The sequence below is a fragment of the Deltaproteobacteria bacterium genome (assembly GCA_016709225.1).
GTDB classification, from domain to species: Bacteria; Myxococcota_A; Polyangia; order Nannocystales; family Nannocystaceae; genus Xiheibacterium; species Xiheibacterium phototrophicum.
Genome location: JADJEE010000002.1, coordinates 631,333 through 652,669, shown reverse-complemented (window position 1 = coordinate 652,669; position 21,337 = coordinate 631,333). Strand labels below are relative to the sequence as shown.

Annotated in this window: 18 protein-coding genes; 14 read left to right on the top strand and 4 right to left on the bottom strand. The window is 71.2% G+C overall.

What is annotated here, in order from left to right; translation table 11 throughout:
* The first annotated feature begins 3 nt into the window (after window positions 1-3).
* From IPH07_16960 to IPH07_16950, 3 genes are all read left to right on the top strand, one after another.
* Window positions 4-1,089: an aminoglycoside phosphotransferase family protein gene (locus IPH07_16960; protein MBK6919088.1), complete on the top strand. Its 1,086-nt coding sequence runs from the start codon at window positions 4-6 to the stop codon at window positions 1,087-1,089.
* Window positions 1,090-1,198: 109 nt separating this feature from the next.
* The gene (gene coaD, locus IPH07_16955) at window positions 1,199-1,681 is read left to right on the top strand and encodes a pantetheine-phosphate adenylyltransferase (protein ID MBK6919087.1); all 483 of its coding nucleotides are present in this window, start codon (window positions 1,199-1,201) and stop codon (window positions 1,679-1,681) included.
* A 300-nt stretch (window positions 1,682-1,981) separates the two neighbouring features.
* Entirely contained in the window at window positions 1,982-2,281 is a 300-nt protein-coding gene (locus IPH07_16950) for a hypothetical protein (GenBank protein ID MBK6919086.1), read from the top strand.
* A 42-nt stretch (window positions 2,282-2,323) separates the two neighbouring features.
* On the opposite strand, the gene IPH07_16945 is transcribed toward IPH07_16950, so the two are convergent.
* Window positions 2,324-3,313 carry a DMT family transporter gene (locus tag IPH07_16945; GenBank protein MBK6919085.1) on the bottom strand — a complete coding sequence of 330 codons (990 nt, stop codon included), beginning with the start codon at window positions 3,311-3,313 and terminating at the stop codon, window positions 2,324-2,326.
* Between IPH07_16945 and mtnB the strand changes: the two genes are divergently transcribed.
* From mtnB to IPH07_16910, 7 genes are all read left to right on the top strand, one after another.
* Entirely contained in the window at window positions 3,213-4,217 is a 1,005-nt protein-coding gene (gene mtnB / locus IPH07_16940; protein ID MBK6919084.1) for a methylthioribulose 1-phosphate dehydratase, read from the top strand. The two genes, IPH07_16945 and mtnB, sit on opposite strands and share 101 nt — an antisense overlap.
* On the top strand, window positions 4,214-4,672 hold the full coding sequence (locus IPH07_16935; GenBank protein ID MBK6919083.1) for a cupin domain-containing protein: 459 nt from the start codon (window positions 4,214-4,216) through the stop codon (window positions 4,670-4,672). The genes mtnB and IPH07_16935 overlap by 4 nt, the downstream gene beginning before the upstream one ends.
* Before the next feature lie 80 nt (window positions 4,673-4,752).
* Window positions 4,753-6,075 (top strand): adenosylhomocysteinase, encoded by a 1,323-nt coding sequence (locus IPH07_16930; protein ID MBK6919082.1) that lies wholly within the window; start codon window positions 4,753-4,755, stop codon window positions 6,073-6,075.
* 224 nt (window positions 6,076-6,299) lie between these two features.
* Window positions 6,300-8,279 carry a serine/threonine protein kinase gene (locus IPH07_16925; protein MBK6919081.1) on the top strand — a complete coding sequence of 660 codons (1,980 nt, stop codon included), beginning with the start codon at window positions 6,300-6,302 and terminating at the stop codon, window positions 8,277-8,279.
* A 162-nt stretch (window positions 8,280-8,441) separates the two neighbouring features.
* Complete coding sequence (gene radC / locus IPH07_16920; protein MBK6919080.1) at window positions 8,442-9,146, top strand: DNA repair protein RadC; 705 nt, start codon at window positions 8,442-8,444, stop codon at window positions 9,144-9,146.
* A 173-nt stretch (window positions 9,147-9,319) separates the two neighbouring features.
* The gene (locus IPH07_16915; protein MBK6919079.1) at window positions 9,320-10,327 is read left to right on the top strand and encodes a hypothetical protein; all 1,008 of its coding nucleotides are present in this window, start codon (window positions 9,320-9,322) and stop codon (window positions 10,325-10,327) included.
* A 12-nt stretch (window positions 10,328-10,339) separates the two neighbouring features.
* Window positions 10,340-10,582, top strand: a complete 243-nt coding sequence (locus IPH07_16910) for a hypothetical protein (GenBank protein MBK6919078.1) — start codon at window positions 10,340-10,342, stop codon at window positions 10,580-10,582.
* On the opposite strand, the gene IPH07_16905 is transcribed toward IPH07_16910, so the two are convergent.
* Window positions 10,554-12,287 (bottom strand): glycerol-3-phosphate dehydrogenase/oxidase, encoded by a 1,734-nt coding sequence (locus tag IPH07_16905; GenBank protein MBK6919077.1) that lies wholly within the window; start codon window positions 12,285-12,287, stop codon window positions 10,554-10,556. The two genes, IPH07_16910 and IPH07_16905, sit on opposite strands and share 29 nt — an antisense overlap.
* Window positions 12,288-12,329: 42 nt before the next feature.
* On the opposite strand from IPH07_16905, the gene IPH07_16900 reads away from it, so the two are divergent.
* The 4 genes from IPH07_16900 to IPH07_16885 all read left to right on the top strand — a co-directional run bounded on the left by IPH07_16900 (window position 12,330) and on the right by IPH07_16885 (window position 18,909).
* On the top strand, window positions 12,330-14,363 hold the full coding sequence (locus IPH07_16900; GenBank protein ID MBK6919076.1) for an FHA domain-containing protein: 2,034 nt from the start codon (window positions 12,330-12,332) through the stop codon (window positions 14,361-14,363).
* 194 nt (window positions 14,364-14,557) lie between these two features.
* A complete protein-coding gene (locus IPH07_16895) occupies window positions 14,558-16,840 on the top strand; it encodes a hypothetical protein (GenBank protein ID MBK6919075.1) in 2,283 nt (760 codons plus the stop codon).
* 16 nt (window positions 16,841-16,856) lie between these two features.
* Window positions 16,857-17,693: an MBL fold metallo-hydrolase gene (locus IPH07_16890; GenBank protein ID MBK6919074.1), complete on the top strand. Its 837-nt coding sequence runs from the start codon at window positions 16,857-16,859 to the stop codon at window positions 17,691-17,693.
* Window positions 17,677-18,909 carry an FAD-dependent oxidoreductase gene (locus IPH07_16885; protein MBK6919073.1) on the top strand — a complete coding sequence of 411 codons (1,233 nt, stop codon included), beginning with the start codon at window positions 17,677-17,679 and terminating at the stop codon, window positions 18,907-18,909. Before IPH07_16890 ends, IPH07_16885 begins: the two co-directional genes overlap by 17 nt.
* A 34-nt stretch (window positions 18,910-18,943) precedes the next feature.
* Here the strand turns inward: IPH07_16885 and IPH07_16880 are convergent, their stop codons facing one another.
* Window positions 18,944-20,062 carry a hypothetical protein gene (locus IPH07_16880; GenBank protein MBK6919072.1) on the bottom strand — a complete coding sequence of 373 codons (1,119 nt, stop codon included), beginning with the start codon at window positions 20,060-20,062 and terminating at the stop codon, window positions 18,944-18,946.
* A 75-nt stretch (window positions 20,063-20,137) separates the two neighbouring features.
* The gene (locus tag IPH07_16875; GenBank protein ID MBK6919071.1) at window positions 20,138-21,199 is read right to left on the bottom strand and encodes a VWA domain-containing protein; all 1,062 of its coding nucleotides are present in this window, start codon (window positions 21,197-21,199) and stop codon (window positions 20,138-20,140) included.
* Between the last annotated feature and the right edge of the window lie 138 nt (window positions 21,200-21,337).

Genomic DNA, 21,337 nt, shown 5'->3' with positions numbered 1-21,337 from the left:
CCGATGACGGCCCGCGCGTCGGCCACGCTCGAGACGGCCCGCACCGCGGCGGCGGCGTGGAGCCTGCAGGACGCGCCGCTCGCAGTGCTCGGCGGCGGCCTGATCAACGACTCGTTCGTGCTCTCGCACGGGCGTGGCTTCGTGCTGCAGCGGGTGCACCCGGTGTTCGCACCGCAGGTGCACCTCAACATCGCGGCCGTGACCACGCGGCTGCGCGAGCGCGGCGTGGCGACGCCCGAGTTGGTCGCGACCGACGACGGCGCGCTGTGGCTGGAGCGCGACGACGGCGTGTGGCGGCTGATGACACGGATGCCGGGGGTGTCGTTCGCGAAGGTCCGCGAGCCCGCACAGGCGGCTGCGGCCGCGGGGCTGCTGGCGCGCTTCCACGTCGCGCTGGTCGATCTCCCGCACAGCTTCGTCGGCATGCGCACGGGCGTCCACGACACCGACGCCCACCTCGCAGCGCTCCGCGAGGCGATCGCCCAGGGCCGTGATCACCGGTTGTTCGCGCAGGTCGACGCGCTGGCCGACGCCGCGTTCGAGCTCGCGCGGCAGCTGCCGCGCACCGACGGCGTGCCCGATCGCGTGGTCCACGGCGATCCCAAGTTCAACAACGTGCTGTTCGAGGGCGACGAGGGCGACGCAGCGCGGCGCGCCAGCTGCCTGGTGGATCTCGACACCGTCGGACCGATGCCCCTGCACCTCGAGCTGGGCGACATGTGGCGCTCGTGGTGCAACCGCAGCGGCGAGGACGCGAACGCGGCGGCCTTCGATCTCGCGGTGCACGACGCCGCGCTCGACGGCTACGCGCGGGGACGCAGCGCGCCCACGGCACCAGAGTGCGAAGCGCTCGTCCACGGCGTCGAGTGGATCACGCTCGAGCTCGCGGTGCGCTTCGCGACCGACGCACTGCGCGAGCGCTACTTCGGCTGGGACGCGACGACATATTCGGGCCGCGGCGAGCACAACCTCGTGCGCGCCCAGGGCCAGCTCTCGCTGCATCGACAGGTGCTCGCGACGAGGGCCGCGCGGGCCGGTGCGGTCGCGCGGGCGCCGTGGGCGAGCCCGCCGCCCGCAGCGGCCGGCTGAGGGCCGCGACCGCCGCTACCCGCGGCTGCTCGACCGCAGGCAGGCGCGTGCGCCCGGCGCGAGTATACTGCCGCCGGTGTCCGCCTCGATCGGCTCCGACGCAACGCGCATCGCCGTCTACCCGGGGTCGTTCGATCCGATCACGCTCGGCCACGTCGACATCGTCGAGCGGGCGTCGCGACTGTTCGATCGGGTCATCGTCGCGATCGGTCACCACCCGAGCAAGCGCGGCTTCTTCCCGGTCGAGCAGCGTGAGGCGCTCGCACGGCAGAGCATCGCGCACGTGCCCGGCGTGCAGGTCGGGCACTTCGATGGCCTGGTGGTCGACTTCTGTCGGCGCGAGGGCGCGCGCGTGCTCGTCCGCGGTCTGCGGGCGACCGGTGACTTCGAGCCCGAGTTCCAGATGGGCCTCGCCAACCGCGACCTCGCGCCCGAGATCGAGACCGTGTTCCTGATTCCGCCCGCCTCGCACATGTACGTCTCGAGCTCGCTGGTGCGGGAGATCGCGCTGCACGGCGGCGACTTCGAGCGCTACGTCGCGCCGGTGGTGGCAGCCGCCGTCCGCGAGCGCGCCCGCGGGGGCCACGGGTGAGCGACGAGCCCAAGGCGCTCGAGGCCAGTGGCGGCCCGCCGTGGCGGGGTGACGAGCATCGTCTGCAGGTGCAGGCCGCCGGCGAGGCCGGGCTCGCGACCAACGACGTCGCAGTCGAGCTCTACACCAAGGGCTTCTCGGCCGGCATGACCATCGAGGATCCGCTCGACGGGGCCATCGTCGCGCGCGGCCGGACCGTGCTCGATCGTCTGCAGCTGTCGAAGTCGCTGCGGCCGGTGCTGCGCTACCTCGGCATCGATCCCGGAGCTGGTCGCGCTGGAGATCGTCGATGGTCGCTTCGTGCTGCGCGTGCACAAGAAGGCCACCGAGGGCAGCCGGCCGGTGTTCGAAGCTGGCAAGCTGACGCTGCAGATCTGGATCGGCTTCGGCCTGCTGGGTTTCGCGGCCGGCCGCTTCCTGCCGCCGTTCGTGAGTGCGATCTTCTGGGGCGTGGGCTTGTTGCTGGGCGGGTGGCAGCTGCGCCGCGGCCTCACCACCGGCCGTGCGATGGTGGCAGCACGCCTGGCGATCGCCTTGGGCATGCTCGCGCACGAGGAGCAGCTGGTGCTGCCGCCCGAGAGCGACCAGGTGCCGTCGTGATCGATCCGGGCTTGTGCCGCAGCTGCCGGCACAGCCAAGAGATCACGAGCGCGAAGGGCTCGAGCTTCTGGCGCTGTCGCGAACACGATCGCGATCCGGCGTGGCCGAAGTATCCGCCGCTGCCGGTGCGTCACTGCCCCCGGCATTCGCCGCACGCACCGGGCGACTGACGAGCACCACGCCCGCCAGCACCAGACCCGCGCCCAGCAGCTCGAGCAGCGAGACCGGTTCGTCCAGCAGCATCGCCGCCAGGCCGATGGTTGCGACCGGGCCCATCGAGCCGACCAGCGCGGTGCGGGACGAGCCGATCCTCTTTATTGCCGCGCCCAGCAGCAGGGTCGGCAGCACCGTCGAGAGCAGGCCCATGGCGAGCGCGAGCAGCTGCACCGACGCCGGCGCGGCCAGCTGCGCGAGCGGGCGCGTGGCGGCAAACTGCAGCCCGACGCACGCCGACGACACCAGGATCGCCGCCGACGTGAAACGCACCGAGCCGACACCGGCGATCAGCGACTGCGCACCGACCAGGTAGATCGCGTAGGACACCGCGCTGGCGAACACCAAGGCACAGCCCAACAGGGTCGCGCCGGCGTCGTCGGAGACGGTCAGATCGTGCCACATCATGGCGCCGATGCCGGCGTAGCTGAGCAGCAGCGCCCACAGCTCGGCCCGCGAGATCGGTCGGCGTTGCAGCGCGGCGCCGATGACCACCACCATCGTCGGGTAGAGGAACAGCACCATGCGCTCGAGCGCGGCCGAGACGTAGACCAAGCCCATGAAGTCGAGCAGGCTCGCGAGGTAGTAGCCGAGCATGCCGAGCGCGACCACGCGCACGAGCGCATGTGGCTGCCATCGTGGACGCCCGCGCCCGCTCCACCACAGCAGCACCGCGTAGCACGGTGCCGCGTACGCCATGCGCAGCGCGAGCAACGTGATGGCGTCGATCGGCGCGGCCGCGTACGCGAGCTTGACGAAGATCGCCTTGGCCGAGAACGCGATCGCGCTGCCCGCGGCGCACACGAGGCCCCACGTCACCGCGCGCGAACGATCGTTCGAATCGACGAGGGCCACCTGGGAGCGTCGCGGCGAGTGTCGCATCGACACCGCCCTCGGCGTGTCGCGAGCTTCCGCACGCATCGCGGACCTGCACTGCGGCGATGGCGAAACGCGTCCCGACGGGGCCCAAACAGGGCGGCGGCAGCTTTGCGGACCCCTGCTAGACTGCCGGAGCCGAGGCGTTCACGCTTCGCCCGTCCCCGTGTCCGACGCGACCGACATCGCCGAGCTGGTGTGCGCGCTGTGCCGCCAGTTCTACGACCTGGGCTGGGTCTCCGGCACCGGTGGCGGCATCTCGATCAAGGGCGATGACGGCATCTACATGGCGCCGTCGGGGGTTCAGAAGGAGCGCATCGCCGCGGCCGACGTGTTCGTGCTCGACGCGGCTCGGCTCGAGCGCGCCGAGGTGGTGCGGGCGCCCGCCGACCTGCGCCTGCGCATCTCCGAGTGTCAGCCGCTGTTCTACGCGGCATACCGCGAGCGCGGTGCGGGCGCGGTGCTGCACTCGCACTCGCTGTGGCCGGTGCTCGCGGCTCGGCTCGCGTCGCCCCACGGCGGCGCCGGGGTGCTGCGGCTGCAGGGCTTCGAGATGTTGAAGGGCCTGCGCGGCAAGGGCTGCTTCGACGAGGTCGTCATTCCGATCATCCCCAACACCGCGCGCGAGTCGGAGCTGACCGAGTCGCTCACCGCCGCGCTGCGACGTCACGCCGATGTCGACGCGGTGATCGTCGCGGGTCACGGCATCTACGTGTGGGGCCGCGACTGGGTCGAGGCCAAGACCCAGGCCGAGTGCCTCGACTGGCTGTGCCATGCGACCGTGGAGTGCAGTCGTCTACCGATCGCGGTGACGTCCGCGGGCGCGAGCGAGCGGGTGGCGTCGTGAAGGTGACCTGGCTCGGGGGTGCGCACGACGAAGGCGGGGCCCGCGAAGAGCTCGCGCGCGTCGGCGTGCTGCACGAAGTGTTGCCGCTGTCGCCCGATGCGTTCCAGCCCGCGCTCGATCGTCTGGCTGCCGCGCGCGGCTACGTCGAGCAGGACATCGTCGAGCTGCAGCCGACCACGCCCGACCTCGAGGCGATCGGACGCAAGTTCGCCGGCGAGCACCTCCACACCGACGACGAGGTGCGCTACGTGCTGGAGGGCGAGGGCATCTTCGACATCCGCAGCGCCGACGATCGTTGGCTGCGGGTGGTGGTCGAGCAGGGCGACCTGCTGGTCGTGCCGGCCAACCTCCACCATCGCTTCATGCTGACCGAGCGCAAGCACATCCGGTGCGTGCGTCTCTTCAAAGACCGCGGCGGCTGGGTGCCGCACTACCGCGAAGCCGGCTCGGCCTAGCGCGCGTGCGTCATCCTCGTCCGCTCGCACTCCTCGCAAAGCGCGGCACCCGTGGGCCGCAAACACCACGGGAACCGAACATGGACACCAACACGAACACGCAGAAGAACGACTACAAGGTCGCGGACATGTCGCTCGCCGACTGGGGCCGCAAGGAGATCGCGCTGGCAGAGAAGGAGATGCCAGGCCTGATGGCGCTGCGCGCCAAGCACGGCAAGGCCAAGCCGCTCGCGGGTGCCAAGATCGCGGGCTGCCTGCACATGACCATCCAGACCGCGGTGCTCATCGAGACGCTCGTCGAGCTCGGTGCCGAGGTGCGGTGGTCGTCGTGCAACATCTTCTCGACGCAGGACCATGCCGCCGCGGCGATCGCCGCCCGTGGCATCCCGGTGTTCGCCTGGAAGGGCGAGACCGAGGAGGAGTACTGGTGGTGCGTGGAGCAGAGCGTGCGCTGGCCCGACGGCAGCCTGCCCAACCTCCTGCTGGACGACGGCGGTGACCTCACGATCGTCATGCACCGCGACCACAAGGACGCGCTGAAGGCGTGCAAGGGCGTCTCCGAGGAGACCACGACGGGCGTGCATCGCCTCTACCAGATGGCCGAGCGTGGCGAGCTGCTGCTGGCCGCGATCAACGTCAACGACTCCGTCACCAAGAGCAAGTTCGACAACCTCTACGGCTGCCGCGAGAGCCTCGCCGACGGCATCAAGCGCGCGACCGACATCATGGTCGCGGGCAAGACGGTCGTCATCGCCGGCTACGGTGACGTCGGCAAGGGCTGCGCCCAATCGATGCGTGGCTTCGGCGCGCGCGTGATCATCACGGAGATCGACCCCATCTGCGCGCTGCAGGCCGCGATGGAGGGCTACCAGGTGCTCACGATGGACGAGGCCGCGCCGCTGGCCGACATCGTCGTGACCGCGACTGGCTGCATGAGCGTGCTGACCAAGGCGCACATGGAGCGGATGAAGGACGAGTCGATCGTCTGCAACATCGGCCACTTCGACTCCGAGATCGAGATCGGCGCGCTCGAGGCCGACAAGAGCATCAAGGAGATCAACATCAAGCCGCAGGTCGATCGCTTCGTGTTCCCCGACGGGCACGCGATCATCATGTTGGCCCGCGGTCGCCTGGTGAACCTCGGGTGCGCCACCGGCCACCCGAGCTTCGTGATGTCGTCGTCGTTCACCAACCAAGTGCTGGCCCAGCTGGCGCTGTGGACGGAGTCGAGCAAGTACGAGCGCGGCAAGGTCTACGTGCTGCCCAAGCACCTGGACGAGGAGGTCGCGCGCCTGCATCTCGGCAAGCTCGGCGCCAAGCTCACCACGCTGACCAGCCAGCAGGCCGAGTACCTCGGCGTGCCGGTCGGCGGGCCGTTCAAGCCCGAGCACTACCGCTACTAGCGGCGGGCTCGAGCGGCGCAGCTCGGCTGCACGCCGCCGTTGGGGCTCCATCCGGTCACGGATGGGGCCCTTCGTCGTGTGCGGCCTGGAGAGAATCCGCCGGTCGGCGCGCCGTGGGCGGTGCGCTCTCGCTTTGACGATCGGCGGGCATCGGGTCCAAGCTTGCAGCCGCGATGCGGACGCCGCCGTTCGATCCGAACGCGTCGACCTGGCGACCAGGCGCGATGCCAATCACGCCCGCCGCGGACGACTCGGTGTGGTCGTGGCCCCGCGACGCCGCCGAGGTGCCGACCGTCGTGCCGGCCCCTGGCACCGAGGTCGACACCGAGGGCGGCGGGCTCGAGGCCAGCACGCGGCGCTTCGAGCCCGCCCGCGATGGCCTGCTGCCCGGCACCATCATCGACGCGCAGTACCGCATCGACGGCATCATCGGCGCCGGGGCGATGGGCGTGGTCTACCGCGCGCATCACCTCCGCCTCGATCGACCGGTCGCGCTCAAGCTGCAGCGCACCGCCGGTGAGGACACCGCAAGGCTCGAGCGAGAGGCACGAGCGATGGCCCGGCTGTCGCATCCCAACGTGGTCGGGGTCTACGACGTCGGCACCGTCGGTGGAGATGTCTACATCGCGATGGAGTACATCGACGGCTGCTCACTGCGTGCATGGTTGCGCGAGCACCCGCGATCATGGCGGGCTGCGCTCGACGTCTGCATGCAGGCGGCACGTGGGCTCATGGCGGCGCACGCCGCAGGCATCGTCCACCGCGACTTCAAGCCCGACAACGTCCTGGTCGGTCGCGATGCTCGCGTGCGCGTGGCGGACTTCGGCATCGCGCGCGGCTTTGCATCGCCGTTCGGCGCCGACGGAGCATCGCCGCCATCGTTGGGGCCTGATCTGACGCGCACCGGCAGCATGGCGGGCACGCCGGCCTACATGGCCCCAGAGCAGTTCGCCGGCGAGGCCGACCAGCGCAGCGATGTCTTCGCGCTGTGCGTGGTGCTGTGGGAATCGATGCTCGGCCGGCGCCCGTTCGGCGGCGCGACCCTGGCCGAGCTGATGGCCAACGTCACGCAGGGCCGCATCCGCGAGGTCGGGCGCACCGAGGTGCCGCCCGCGGTCGTCGCGGTGTTGCGTGAGGGGCTCGCGGTGGCGCCACAGCGTCGCACGTCGTCGGTCGCCAACCTGTTGGCCGCGCTCGAGCGGGCCGCCTCGCAAGGGCGCTCGACCGGCGCGATCGCGGCCGCGGTGATCGGTGCAGTGGTGCTGGTGCTCGGCCTGCTCGGGCTGGCGTGGTGGTCGGCGCGGACGACCAACGCACCGCAGGCGCCGACCCCCGCCGTGACGGTGTTGAGGATCGGCGGCGAGGGCTCCGACGACGACGACGACGAGCCGGTGGTCTCGCCCGCGATGCCGCGGCCGGTCGCGCAGCTCGAGCGCACGCCCGTCGTCGCGCCGCCGGAGGACGACGAGCCCGCGCCGCGCGTGCCGAGCGAGGCCGAGGGCCTGCATGCGATCGCGGAGCTCGCGGCGGGACGTCCCGCCGATCCTGACGCGCTGCTCGCCGCGGCCGAGGTCGACGCCGATCGCATGCTGGCGGCGACCGCCGCGGGCCTCATGGCGAAGGACGCCGAGGCGCACGTCGACGCCGGCAATTTCGTGCGACCGGCGTGGGACGGTCGCTCGCAGCTCATCTGCGGCTTCGGCGACAAGTTCCTGCTGCAGGGCGAGACGCTCTCGCTCGACGGCACCGCGTTCCTGGCGATGTACGGCTGCCAGCTGCACCTGGTCGACTGTGACATCACGGCCGACACGATCGTGCAGGTGATGATGCGCGCCGAGGTCACGATCACTGGCGGGACGATGCGGCCGCGCGACACCTTCGTCCGGCAGTTGCGCGGCAGCTTGGTCGTTGCCGGTGTCGAGGTTGCGAGCCGGCCGCGGGTCGGCATCGACGTGCTGGGCGGCACCGCCCACGTGGCCGACCTGACCGTGAGCGCCGACACCGGCGTGCGCGCGGGGGCCGACGCGAAGGTGGAGCTGGTCGGCGGGCGCATCGAGGGCGCCACACAGGCGATCGAGAGCGGCGGGACGGCGGTGGTGTCCCACGACGGCACCCGGGTGATCGGGCCGATCACGATCGGCCGCGGATCGAGTGTCGCGGCCGTCTCGGCGCCCGTCGCCACTGCGCCGCCCGTGCCGCGCTGACCGCCGCGACGCGGGTGGAGCCCGTCGTGGCCCGAAGTGGCTGCGGGTGGCCCGAGTGGGCCACGTGTGGCCGTCCTCGGAGGTCGTGCCGCCCGAGGATCCCACGGGAATCGCCTATGTTGATGTGCGCGACCACGCTTGCACCGCGGCGTCGGCAGTCCCATGCCGACGTCGAGGTTCCGAACCAGTCGCGCCCGCGAGGCCGCTGCATCGCGCGACGACGATCGTCCGCGTGAGCGGTTGATGCTGCTGGGCGCCGAGGCGATGGGCGACGTCGAGCTGCTCGCGCTGGTGCTCGGCGGCGGCCATGCGATGGCGCGTGCGATCGCAATGCTCGACGGCGTCGGTGGGCTGCGCGGCCTGGTGGGCGCGGGGCCACAGGAGCTGTGCGCCTGCGACGGCATCGGTGCGGCGGGGGCGTGTGCCGTGGTGGCCGCGATGGAGCTGGGGCGCCGCGCAGGGCGACTCGAATTGGGCCACGCCGACACCATGCGCGGCCCCGACGACGTCGCACGCTTCGCGCGGCGCTGCTATGGCGCGAACCCGCAGGAGACCTTCGTCGTGCTCGGGCTCGACGCGCGACAGCGGGTTCGCCTGGTGCGGACGGTGGCGATCGGCTCGGTCGCCCACGTCGACGTGCATCCCCGGGAGGTGTACCGGCCGCTCGTCCGCGCCGGCATGCACTCGGTGATCGCGGTGCACAACCATCCGAGCGGAGAGCCCGAGCCGAGTCAGGCCGATGTCGAGCTCACGCGGCGGCTGGCCGAGGTCGGCCGCGTGCTCGGGATCCCGCTGCTCGATCACCTCATCGTCACGGGTACGCGCAGTGTTTCGCTGGCGCAGATGGGTGTGTTGCCCGGTGGGTGAAGCGTCGGATCCGTCCACCGGGGGACGTGCACGCGCATGCGCGTGGGGGGTGCGGGCTCCGCGGCCGCAGGCCCTCGCCGATGTGCGATCACCTGTGAACACCGTCCGCGACGGGAATAGCGACTCGTGCGACCGACTTGGGCGCAGACGCACCCTATACTGGGCGAACCGGGATGAACCGCGCGCGACTCAAAGTCATCGGCAAGCTGATGCTCCTGCTCGGGCTCCCGGTCTCGATCGTGCTGGGCCTGTTCGGTGGCGGGGTCTACTGTGGCGTGACCCACCGCGGGGCGCTGCTGGGTTTCGAGCACGACGTGCTCGGTCTCGACGTCGAGGTCCCGGCGGCCCCGAAGCCCGCACCGCCATCGACCGGCGGGGGCCCGGCGACGACGGTCGCGCCCGCCCCGGCGGTGCAGCCGACCACGGAGCCGCCGCCGAGCGTCGCGCCGCCGTCGGATCCTCCGCGGTCGACCCCGCCGACCGCGACCCCACCGACCACGACCCCGCCGGTCGAGCCCACGCCCGAGACCACCACCACGGTCGATCCGGTGTCGAGCGATCTCGCCGCGCTGGTGGCCCTGCCGGTGCGCTTGCGTGTGAAGGTCGTCGTGGACGACGAGCTCATGCGGCAGCGCGCCGACTGGATCGACTACGTGCAGCGCACGGTCGCGTCCGCCTCGTCGATCTACCAGCAGCAGTTCGGCATCGACATCGAGCTCGTCGGCGTCTCGCGTTGGTCCGTGACCACCGCGGGCCTGAGCGCCGATCAGCTGCTGAGCGAGCTCAGGACGCGCCCGCGCGAGGGCGCCGACGTGCTCGTCGGCATGACCGCGCGACCGCTCGACGGTTCGATCTCCGGCGAGGCCGAGACGCCGACGCCGGAGAGCGCCTTCAACGGCGCCTACGGCATCGTCTACGCGGTGCCACGTGCTCGCGAGCCGCACCTGCGAACCCTGCTCCACGAGCTGGCCCACATGTTCGGGGCGCTCGACGTGACCGATCCGCAAGATCCCGCGTGGCAGGCCGCGAGCTGGATGAGCTACGCGCCCGTGCGCGACGGCCAGGTGCCGTGGATCGACGCCGAGAATCGCAAGCGCGTGCTGTCGCGCAAGGACAAGCCGTTCGCCCCCGAGCCCGATTCGGCGCCGCCCGCCGCCGAGGACTTGAACCCCACGCTGTAGAGCGCATCCGTCATGGCCGAGTCCAAGCCCAGCTCCTCCGTTCCCGCCAAGCGTCCGCCGGCCGCCGTCGCCAAGCCGGGTGCCCCCGATGAGCCCGTCAAGTCGGAGGGACGACTGGCGTGGCTGGTCGGTTGGATCTTGGTGCCGTCGGTGCTCATCGGCGGCATCTTCCTCGGCGGTGCCATCCTCGGCGCCCACCGGCCCGAGGGATGGTTCGCGCGATCCGTCATGTGGGTCGCGTCGTTGTGGGGATGACGGGCGGGGTTCGTCCAGTCTCGGTTGCGACCTCGGCACGGAAGCGATCGACCTCGTCGTCGATGTCGGACTGACCGCCGCCGAACGCATCGACCAGCCGCGTCGCGACCGCGAGGATGACTGCCGCGCCCTGCTGTGCATCGGTGAGCACCAGCGGCAGGCGGCGACGCACGATGTCGATCGCATGTACGGCGCCTTCGAAGGCGATCGCGTGGTCGACCTCGCACCAGCGATAGGGCAGGTCGGGTACGAGTCGGGTTGCGGCCGCGGCGTCGGCACGGGCCGCGATCGGACGCGCCAGCGGGCCGTGGCGACCGACGAGGTCGGCGAGCAGGGGGTCCTCGAGCTCGATGGCGTCGAGCGGCTCACCGGGCACCAACGGGGTGTGATCGGTCGTGCAGGGGGCGCGACGCGAGGCCGCCGGCTGCGGCTGCAGGCGCTCGATCACCACGTCGACGAGCTCCTCGGCCATCGCACGGTAGGTCGTGAGCTTGCCGCCGACGATGGCGAGCACACCGTCGTCTCGCTCGACGATGCGATGCTTGCGGGAGAGCTCCGCGGTCGACGTCGTGCCGGCGGCGCGGACCAGCGGTCGCACGCCCGACCACGCGCTGACGATGCGCTCGTGGCCGAGCCGTGCGGTCGGCAGCACGCGCGCGACCAGCTCGAGGATCTCGCGTTCGTCGGCCCGCGTGACGCCGCTGCGCCCCGGATCGCCCTCGTACGCGGCATCGGTGGTGCCGAGGTACGTCCGCGCACCCCAGGGCACCACGAACAGGATGCGGCGCTCGCCCGGCACCTGCAGCACCAGCGGCTGGCGCACCGGCACATCGTCGGCGCGCATCACCACGTGGGTGCCCTTCGACAGCGTCAGCAACCCGTCGGCGGGGCGGCCCAGCAGCGCGGGCGAGGTCCAAGGGCCGGCCGCGACCACGACCGCGTGTGCGGGCACGACGGTGCCGTCGTCGAGCACCACGCGGTGTCGCGCGGAGGCAACGGCCGCGCCCGCGGCCTGATCGATGCGCGTGACCTTCGCGTAGGTCAGCACCTCGGCGCCGGCGCGGCGAGCATCCAGCACGATCGCCAGCGTCAGGCGGGCGTCGTCGGTGACGGCATCTTCGTAGGCGACTGCGCCACGCAGGCCGGCCTCGGCGAGCAACGGCTCGGCGAGCCGCGTGGCCTCGGCACCGAGGTACTCGTGGGGCTCGCCGCGGTGGAAGTTGAGCGTGTCGTAGAGCGTGAGGCCGAGCCGCAGCTTCCACGGCCCCAGGCGATCACCGCGATAGGCCGGGAAGAGGAACCGCGTCGCGTGCACGAGGTGCGGCGCCGACTGGTACAGCCGCGCCCGCTCGCGCAGCGCTTCGTACACGAGACCGAGCTCGCCCTGCTCGAGATAGCGGACCCCGCCATGCACGAGCCGGGTCGAGCGGGAGCTGGTGCCGAACGCGACGTCGGCGGCCTCGAGCACCAGCACCCGCAGTCCCCGCAAGGCGGCGTCCCGGGCAATGCCCGCCCCGGTGATGCCGGCACCCACGACCACGAGATCCCAGGCACTCGGGGTGTCGCGCAGGCGCCCGATCAGGGCCCTTCGCTCGTGCGGGCCCCAGGGGTGAAGCTGCGGGCGATCGGCAGCGGGCAGCAGTGCTGCCGTGGCGTGTTGTTCGGACGCTGCGCCTTCGCGCATGTTGCCTTCGGCGCTTGGCATTGTGAAACTGCCGGTCGAGCCTACCTCGAATCAGGAGCCGGCATGGCGCTGTACACCCTGTACGTCCAGTACGCTGGGCGTCCCCCCGAGACCAAGTCCTTCGACAAGGACGTCATCATCATCGGCCGCGACGTCGGTGACATCGCGCTGTTCGATCCCCAGGTGTCGGGTCGGCATGCGGAGATGCGCTTCGCCGCGGGCAAGTTGGTGTTTCGCGATCTCGGGTCCACCAATGGTTCGTTCATGCCCACCGGCGAGCGACTGCAGCAGCCGATCGAGCTCGCGATCGGCCAAGCCGTGCGGGTCGGGCAGTCGATCATCACGGTGCAGCACATCGACTTCCCCGGGGCCGTGCAGGCCAGTCGCACGATGTTCGCGCATCCCGGCATGGCTCGACCGGCACCGCCGGCACCGCAGGCGCCCGGCGGATTCCAGTCGGCCGCCCCGCCGCCGATGCCGGGCGTGCAGCGACAGGTGAGCGCACCGCCGCCGGGCATGCCGCCGCAGCAGCCGCAGCAGCCGCAGGGCTTCGGCGCGCCGCCGCAGCAGCCGGGCATGCCACCGCAGCAGGGCTTCGGCGCACCGCCGCAGCAGCCGGGGATGCCACCGCAGCAGGGCTTCGGTGCACCGCCGCAGCAGCCGGGGATGCCACCGCAGCAGGGCTTCGGTGCACCGCCGCAGCAGCCGGGGATGCCACCGCAGCAGGGCTTCGGTGCACCGCCGCAGCAGCCGGGGATGCCACCGCAGCAGGGCTTCGGTGCACCGCCGCAGCAGCCGGGGATGCCACCGCAGCAGGGCTTCGGTGCACCGCCGCAGCAGCCGGGGATGCCACCGCAGCAGGGCTTCGGTGCACCGCCGCAGCAGCCGGGCATGCCACCGCAGCAGGGCTTCGGTGCCCCGCCGCAGCAGCCGGGCATGCCGCCGCAGCAGGGCTTCGGCGCCCCGCCGCAGCAGCCGGGCATGCCACCGCAGCAGGGCTTCGGTGCACCGCCGCAGCAGCCGGGCATGCCGCCGCAGCAGGGCTTCGGCGCGCCGCCGCAGCAGCCACAGGCGATGATGCCGATGGGATCGCAGCAGCCGGCCCCGGCCGGTGGTGTGCCGGGGGCGAGCGATGCCGCCGGCGGTCCGATGGGCGACGTGAAGTACGGCCTCGGGCAGGTGACCGCCGCGTTGATCCCCACCTTCATGGTGCTGGGCATCCCGCTGGTCGGCTTCGCGTTGGTCGCGACGGTCTTCTACCTGCTCACCCTCTACTCGCTCGGCAACCTGTTCCTGCGCCTGGGCAATCTGATCTTGTTCGTCGGTCTGCCGGCTTCCGCCTACTTCATGGCGCAGGCGCACTTCGGCAACCGGGTCACCTGGCTCGACGCCTACAAGGCCGCGCTCGGCCGCGGATGGTCGCAGATCGCGAACTACTTCGTGGGCTCGATCGCGCTCGGCTTCATGGTACCGGGCATCTGGTTGTTCGAAGATCTCTTCTGGGTCGACCTGATCAAGCGGAACTTCGAGCTGTGGAAGCCGGTGCTCGTGCGCACGCTGATCGCGGGTCTGATCCTCGCGGTCATCGTCAACGTCGTCACGGTTGGTATCGGCACCGTGCTGCGCATCCCGTTCGACGACGGCTCGTACATGTGGTGGGCGATGTTCGCGATCGGCGGCGTGCTGCAGAACGCCGGCCTGGCGCTGCTCATCCCGATGTTCGCGGCCATCGCGATCCGGGCCTACTTCGAGGTGCGGCAGCAGCTCGAGGGGGTCGACGCGGTGCCCGCGGCGCGGCAGCGACTCGATGCGATCAAGGCCGGCGCGGCCTCGATCCCCGGCGTGCCGGACAGCCTCGGCAACATCGGCGGCGCACCGCAGCCGCAGCAGCAGGCGCCCTATCCGCAGCAGCCGGGCTATCCGCCGCAGGATCAGGGCTATCCGCAGCAACCGCAGCAGGGTGGCTACCCGCAGCAGCCGCAGCAGCCCTATCCGCAGCAGCCGGGCTACCCGCCGCAGGACCAGGGCTATCCGCAGCAGCCGCAGCAGGGCGGCTACCCGCAGCAGCCTCCGCCGGGCGGCTATCCGTACCAGTGAGGCGCGCGCCGCTGGGCGCCGGCGCGCGTGCACGCGCGTCGACATCTCCACCGTGAGAAACCGGCCGCCTCGCTCCCGCGAGCGCGGCCGGTCTCGATTTACCCTCCCGCCGCTTTCGCATAGGCTCCCGTCGCGCGCACGCGAGCCGCTCGAGCCCGAGCGTCATGCGTCGACGCGTAGAAAGCGAAGTGGTCATGCCCGACGCATCAGGTCCCGGCGGAAGCGAGCTGCAGTACGACCTCGCACGGCTGTCCGAGTTTGCCGAGCTGACGCCCGAGCGGCTGCGGCTGGCGTACCGCGAGGCCTGCATGGCGCGTCTGCACGTCGAGCGCGTGGTCCAGGAGTGCTTGAAGGGCCAGGTGAAGTTCGCGATCTGGGGCCCTGGCGAGGAGATCCACGGCACTGCGAGCGCGCTGGCGTTCGCCGACGTGGCCGACCCGGACGCTTTCGCGATCTGCGGCCACTACCGCTCGGCGTCGCTGTTGGCGATGTGGTCGCGACTGCGGGGCTACGACGACTTCCACCTCGATCACATGCGCCAGCAGCTGTCGCGCAGCACCGATCCGTGGAGTGGCGGCCGCCAGATGACCGCGCACTTCAACGACATGCGGCACAACACCTTGCCGGTGCAGTCGGCGCTGGGCATGCAGGTGTCGAAGTCGGTCGGCTACGCCCACGGCTACCGCGTGCGCGGCATCGAGGACGCGCTCACGGTTTGCATCGTCGGCGACGGCACCTGTGCCGAGGGCGACGTGCACGAGGGCATGACGGGCGCATCGATCCTGTCGCTGCCGTGGCTGCTCATCGTGACCGACAACAACGTCGCGATCAGCGTGCTACCCGAAGACGGTCGCGGCATCCGCGACTTCGAGTCGTATGCGCGCGCGTTCGGCTTCGCCTACTACACCTGCGACGGTAACGACTTCATCGACGTCTACGACACCACCCGCCGTGCCGCGCAGTTCTGCCGTTCGCAGCAGGCCCCCGCGCTGCTGTGGGTCCGCAACCTCTCGCGGTTGAACGACCACAGCTCGGCCGCCGACGTCACGTTCAAGTTCGACCAGTTCGATCCGCTGATCGATTTCGGCGAGGCGCTGGTGCGCTGCGGTGTGCTGCAGCCCGAGGACATCATCCGCCGCAAGGACGGCGCGACCAAGGACTACTACGCGCGCCACGACCTCGGTCGCATCGGCACCGAGGCCGATGCGTACATCGTCGGCACCATGGAGACCGCGGCCAGCGAGCCCGAGCCCGATCCGTCGACGGTGTTCGACCACGTGCGCGATCCGTATCCCGTGGTGCACGAGGCCCCGCAGGTCGGGCGGCAGACCGTCATCTCGATCAACGGTGCGGTGCGAGCCTCGCTGCGCGGGATCCTGCGCGCCAACCCGACCACCTGGCTGTACGGACAGGACGTCGCGCGCAAGGGCGGCGTCATGCAGGCCACCCGTGGGCTGTGGGACGAGTTCCCGCGGCAGGTCAGGGACGCGCCGATCAACGAGCCCTACATCGTCGGTAGCGCGATCGGCTTCGCGCTGCACACCGGCTCGACCGCGCTGCCGGAGATCCAGTTCTCCGACTACAGCCTCAACACGCTCCACCAGCTGGTCTACCTGGGCAATCTACTGTGGTCGTCGGGCGGGACCATCCACGCCAACGTGATCGTGCGTCTGCCGGTGGAGCCGTTGCACGGCGGCGCGCTCTACCACTCGATGTGCATGGAGGGCTTCTACGCGTCGATCCCGGGCCTCACGATCATCGCGCCGACGACCTCGCGCGATGTCTACGGCATGCTGCGGACCGCGGCGGAGTTCACCGGACCCGTGCTGGTGTTCGAGAGCAAGGGGCTGTATCGCATGAACCTCGGCGACGCCTTTCCGGGCGAGCCGACCGATCCCAAGGAGGTCGCCGCGCTCAAGCGTGCGATCGCCTTCGAGGGCTTCGCGCCCGACCTGCCCGACGACTTCCGCGTGCCGCTGGGCAAGGCGGCGATCCGTCGGCCCGGCCGCGACCTCACCATCGTGACGTGGGGGCGCTCGACGCTGTTCGTGGCGAGCGCGGTCGAGCAGCTGGCGGCCGCCGGTGTGGACGTCGAGGTCATCGACCTGCGCACGATCGTGCCGCCCGACATGGACTGCGTGCTCGCGAGCGTGAACAAGACCGGGCGCCTGTTGGTCGTGCACGAAGATCGCGTGTTCGCCAGCCTCGGCCGCGAGATCCAGGGCGCGACGATCGAGACGCTCGGCCACGGCGTCGTCACGCGGGTGCTGGGCCAGGATCCGGTGCCGGGGATCCCGCAGAACATCCACCTCGAGGAGCACGTGGTGGTCTCGCCGGAGAAGATCGTCGCAGCCGCGCGCGCATTGATGGCGACGCCGCGCGCGAGCGCGGGCGCCACGACTGGCCACCGCGCCCGTGCGCAGCAGGCCACCGCGCCGACGGTGCTGTGGACCCCCAACCGGAACTTCGTGGCCTGAGCCTGCGGCGCGATCGGTGACGGAGGGCGAAGACGAGCTGGCCGTCGCAGGCTTGACCCTGCGCGGCGTGACCCGTGGCGGCATCCAGACCTGTCTGATGGTGCCGGAGCTGGACCTGATGTTCGACGTCGGCGGGAGCGTGCGGGGCCAGCTTTGCTTCGCGCGGATCCTCGTGACGCACGGCCACCAGGATCACCTGGGTGGCCTGCCGTACCTCATCTCTCAGCGACAGCTGGCAGGCCTGCCACCACCGCAGGTACACGTGCCCGCCGAGATCGAGGCGCCGCTGCGGCGCATCTTCGGGGCGTGGAGCGAGATCGAGGGCTTCGAGCTGGCGCTCGAGCTGGTGCCCCACGTACCCGGCGATGTCGTCGACCTCGGGCGCGGCGTGCGGGCGAGTTGCGTGCGCTCGGTGCATCGCGTGCCGTCGTTGTCGTGGATCGTCGAGCGGACCACCGCGCGTCTGTTGCCCGAGCTGGTCGGGCGCAGCGGTGCCGAGCTGGCGGCCATGCGTGCGGCGGGCGATTCGACCACGGAGGAGCACACGGTGGCAGTGCTGGCGGTCAGCGGCGACACGCAGATCGAGCTGTTCGAGCGGGAGCCACGACTGCAGCGGGCCAAGGTGCTCGTGCACGAGGTCACCGCGTGGGACGATCGCCGCTCGGTCGAGCAGACCCGCAGCTGGGGGCACACCCACGTCGACGAGCTGATCGCGATCGCCGAACGCTTCGAGGGCGATGCCTTGGTGCTCGTGCACCGCAGCCCGCGACACACCCGCCGTGATGCGGAGGCGATCGTCCGCGCGCGCTTCCCCGCCAGCGTGCGGCACAAGGTCCATGTCTTCGGCGACTGAGCCCGCGGCGTCGACGTCGGGCCCCGACGCCGACGTCATCATCGTCGGTGCTAGCTTCGCCGGCATCGAGGTGCTGTACCAGCTGCAGCGTCGGTTGGCCGATCGTCCGCCGCGCGTGCTCGTCATCGATCGTGTGCGCGAACATGGCTACATCCCGCTGATGCAGGAGCGCCTGGTGGATGCGTTGCCGGCCGCGCGTTCGCTGCTGCACACCGCGGCGTGGATCGACGCGCAGCCGCGCACGCGGTTCGTCCAGGGCGAGGTCACCGATGTCGACGTCGACGCGCATGCGGTCGTGCTCGCCGACGGTCGCCGCTTCGAGGCGCGGGTGCTGGTGCTGGCGGTCGGCAGCGAGCTGGTGCCGCCGCCGTCGCTACCCGGGCACGAGCGCCTGCTGTCGCACAAGAGCGCGGCGCAATTCGAGCGGCTACAGGCCGCGCTCGGCGAGGCGCTCGGAGCCGGCGAGGGTACGCCGGAGCTGGTCGTGATCGGTGGTGGCATCTCGGGCGTCGAGCTGGCCGCGGAGCTGGCTGCGCTGCGCGATCGCCCGGCGAGACCGTGGCCCCGCGCGCCCCACGTGACGTTGGTCGGCGCCGACGCGCGGCTGGTGCCGAACCTCGAGCCGGTGATCACCGCGCGCGTCGCCCAGGTGCTCGCGTCGCTCGGCGTCGACGTGCGGCTCGGCACCCGCGTGGCCGCGGTCGGTGAGGGCAGGGTCACGCTGCATGCCAACGATGGCGAGAGCGTGCTGCCGTGTGCGCTCGCCATGTGGGCCGGCGGCATCCGTCCGGCGCCGCTGCTGGCGACGCTCGCACTGCCCAAGACCGCACAGGGGTGGTTGGCGGTGTCCCCGACGCTGCAGTGCTTCGCCAGCCGCGAGCGCGACGATCCGACCATCTTCGCCTGTGGCGATGCGGTGCGCATCGTCGGTGGTGAGGGCGAGTGGCCGACGATGCAGCGCGCCATCGAGTGCCTCTGGCAGGCCAAGGTGGTTGCCCGCAACGTCGCGGCCGTGCTCTCGGCGGAGTCGGCGGAGCAGGTGCCACCGCTGCACCCGCATCGCTTCCGGCCTCGCTTCGCCTACGGCGTGAGCCTGGGGCCCCACTCGCTGGTGCTGTGGGGGCGCTGGTGCGTGGACCTGCCGCGGATCAACCGCTGGTTCCGGCGATGGTTGATGCGGCAGTACTTCGCGCGCTACGAGCTGCCGCCGTCGTGACACCCTTGCGACCTGCGACCGGCTCGCGCCCGCGTCAGTGGCCCTTGAACTGATCGACCGGCGGCAGGAAGCCCATCGCGCCATGGTTGAGCTCGCGCGGGCGCTGCCAGCTGTCCCAGTGGTCGCGAACGATCACGCCGTTGGCCTCGTCGAGCATGCGGGCGTCCTTCCAGAAGAACACCAGCGGCAGCTCCAGGGTGTCTTGTCCGTGATCGCCGGCATCGAGCGCGACCGAGGCCAGCTGTTGCTCGACGCATGCGCTGCCGGCCGCGTCGATCACATCCTCGCCGACCACGTCGGCGGCCCGGATGCGTCCGTCGTCGCCGAGCTCCAGCCGCACGGCGGTGCGGACGACGTCGTGGGGCGAGCGTGCGAAGGCGTCGCTGAAGCACGCGCGCAGGGCGGGCCGGGCCGCGAGGAGGGCCGCCCGCGCGAGCGACCGCCGGCCACGCCCGCGATCGTCGCCGCCGCTGCGATCGTCGCCGCCGCCGACCGGGCCCGCGAGGCGCACGTAGGCCCGCGGCGGATCGAGGGGCTGTAGGGTCGGCGCCGTCATCACGAGCCCGGTCTCGACGGAGGTCTGCGGCCCGGCGATCCACTCGTGCACGCGAGCATCGTCGTGGGTCGGCGGATGCCAGCGACGGGTCTTCACTCGCACCACGCGCTTCAGGCCCCGCGCGTCGGGGCCCCGCTCGTCCTTCGTGGTGCTCGCGGCCGCGGTGCCGTCGTCGTCGTTCGCCGCCGGCGGTGTGGCGCGACGCTCCACCTCGTAGAGTTGCTCGTAGACCTCGCCCCGCTCGGCGCGCGCCCGGGCATCGTCGCCGAAGATGGCCTCGTGCCGCTCGACGTAGCGCTCGAGCAGCCGCTGCGCATCGAGGAGGTAGCGGCGATCGCCGCTGCGCTCCCACGCGGCCATCAGGCCATAGCCGAGTCGCAGCACCAAGCGGTGACGCAGGCGATCGTAGGCGGAGGTCTGCGGCAGCGCGACGATGGCTTGTCGCCACAGTGGAACCGCGCGGGTCGGCTGGCCCTCACCCATCGCGCGCTCACCCAGGGTGTAGAGGCGCTGGGCCTCGCCGGCATCGGCGTCGCGCGCGGGGGCCGGGCCGGCGAGTGCCACGAGCAGGAGCAGGGGGGCGATCGCGAGCTGCACGACGGTGCAAACGGTCCCGCCGCGTCACCCTTACGGGGGGCCCGATGCGGCGGTCGGTGGTGGCCCGGGAGGGCTTCAGGGGGTGAAGTTGCTGCAGGTACCTTCGATGGTGTCGATGGCGGCGGCGAACAGCGGCCCGTAGTCGGGCTCGCACACGCTGGCCTTCACGCCGCGCTCGCCGAACGAGTCGACGAAGCCGATGAGGTTGGGGCTCTCGGCCGCGGTGCAGGCGATGTTCATCCACGGGATGAAGCCGATGACGACGATGGCCTCTTCGTTGCCGTTCTTCCCCTCGACCACCAGGTCGTGCCACATCGTGGTGTCGGTGTTGGGATGGGCGTCGTCCATGTCGAACTGGTACGGCGGATCGTCGGTCACGATCACCACCACCAAGATGGCCTCGTCGCGGATGAACTGCTCGTTGCAGCCGCCGTTGACGGCCTTCGCGGGGTCGAGCGCGGCGATGAGTGCGGTCACCGGCTGCTCGATGGGGCTGCCGCCGGTGCCGACGTGGGCCATGCAAGGGAACTTCTCGATCAGGTCGTCGTCGTCGGTCGCGAAGCGATAGCCGTCGGCGAACGGCGTGCAGACCTGGTTGGCCGCGTCGAAGCCATGGGTCTCGCTGACGAGATCGCCGATGGTCTGACAGCCCGGCGCGTTGCCGGTGTAGTTGTCGCTGGTGATGACCCCGACGTGATAGGAGTCGACCTGATCCAGCGAGTCCTGGATCGCGGTGATGAAGCCGTTGAAGCTGTTGAGCAGCTGGGCCTGCTGCGCCGACATGCTGCCGGAGTTGTCGATCACGAACAGGAAGTCGACCGCGTGGCAGCCACTGTCGAGGCCGGGCGGCGAGTCGGGGTTGCCGCCGAGGTCGAAGTTGACCGGCGGATCGAAGCCCTCGCTGCTCGAGCCCGTGGTGGTGGTGGTGTCGGTCGCCGTCGTGCTGGCGGTCGTGGTCGCTCCGGTCGTGCCTGCGCCGCTGCCCTCGGACTCCTGACCCGCCGCGGTCATGGTGACCCCGCCGTTCGTGTCGGAGGTCGTCTCGCTCGCGACCGCGTTGGGGTCGGAGCTGCACGCGGCCAGCCACAGCCCCGACAGCACGCCGCCCATCGCTCGCACGCCCCGTGTTCGTCGCATCGGCATCGTCGTCATCGTGTCGGCCCGCATGGAGTTGGATGGCCATCATCCGCCAAAACTGCGGACGCCGCGACAGCAAGTGCCGATCGTGCGGGGCGGTGGTGGCGCCCGTGCGGGGCATTGTCCCCGATCGACCGG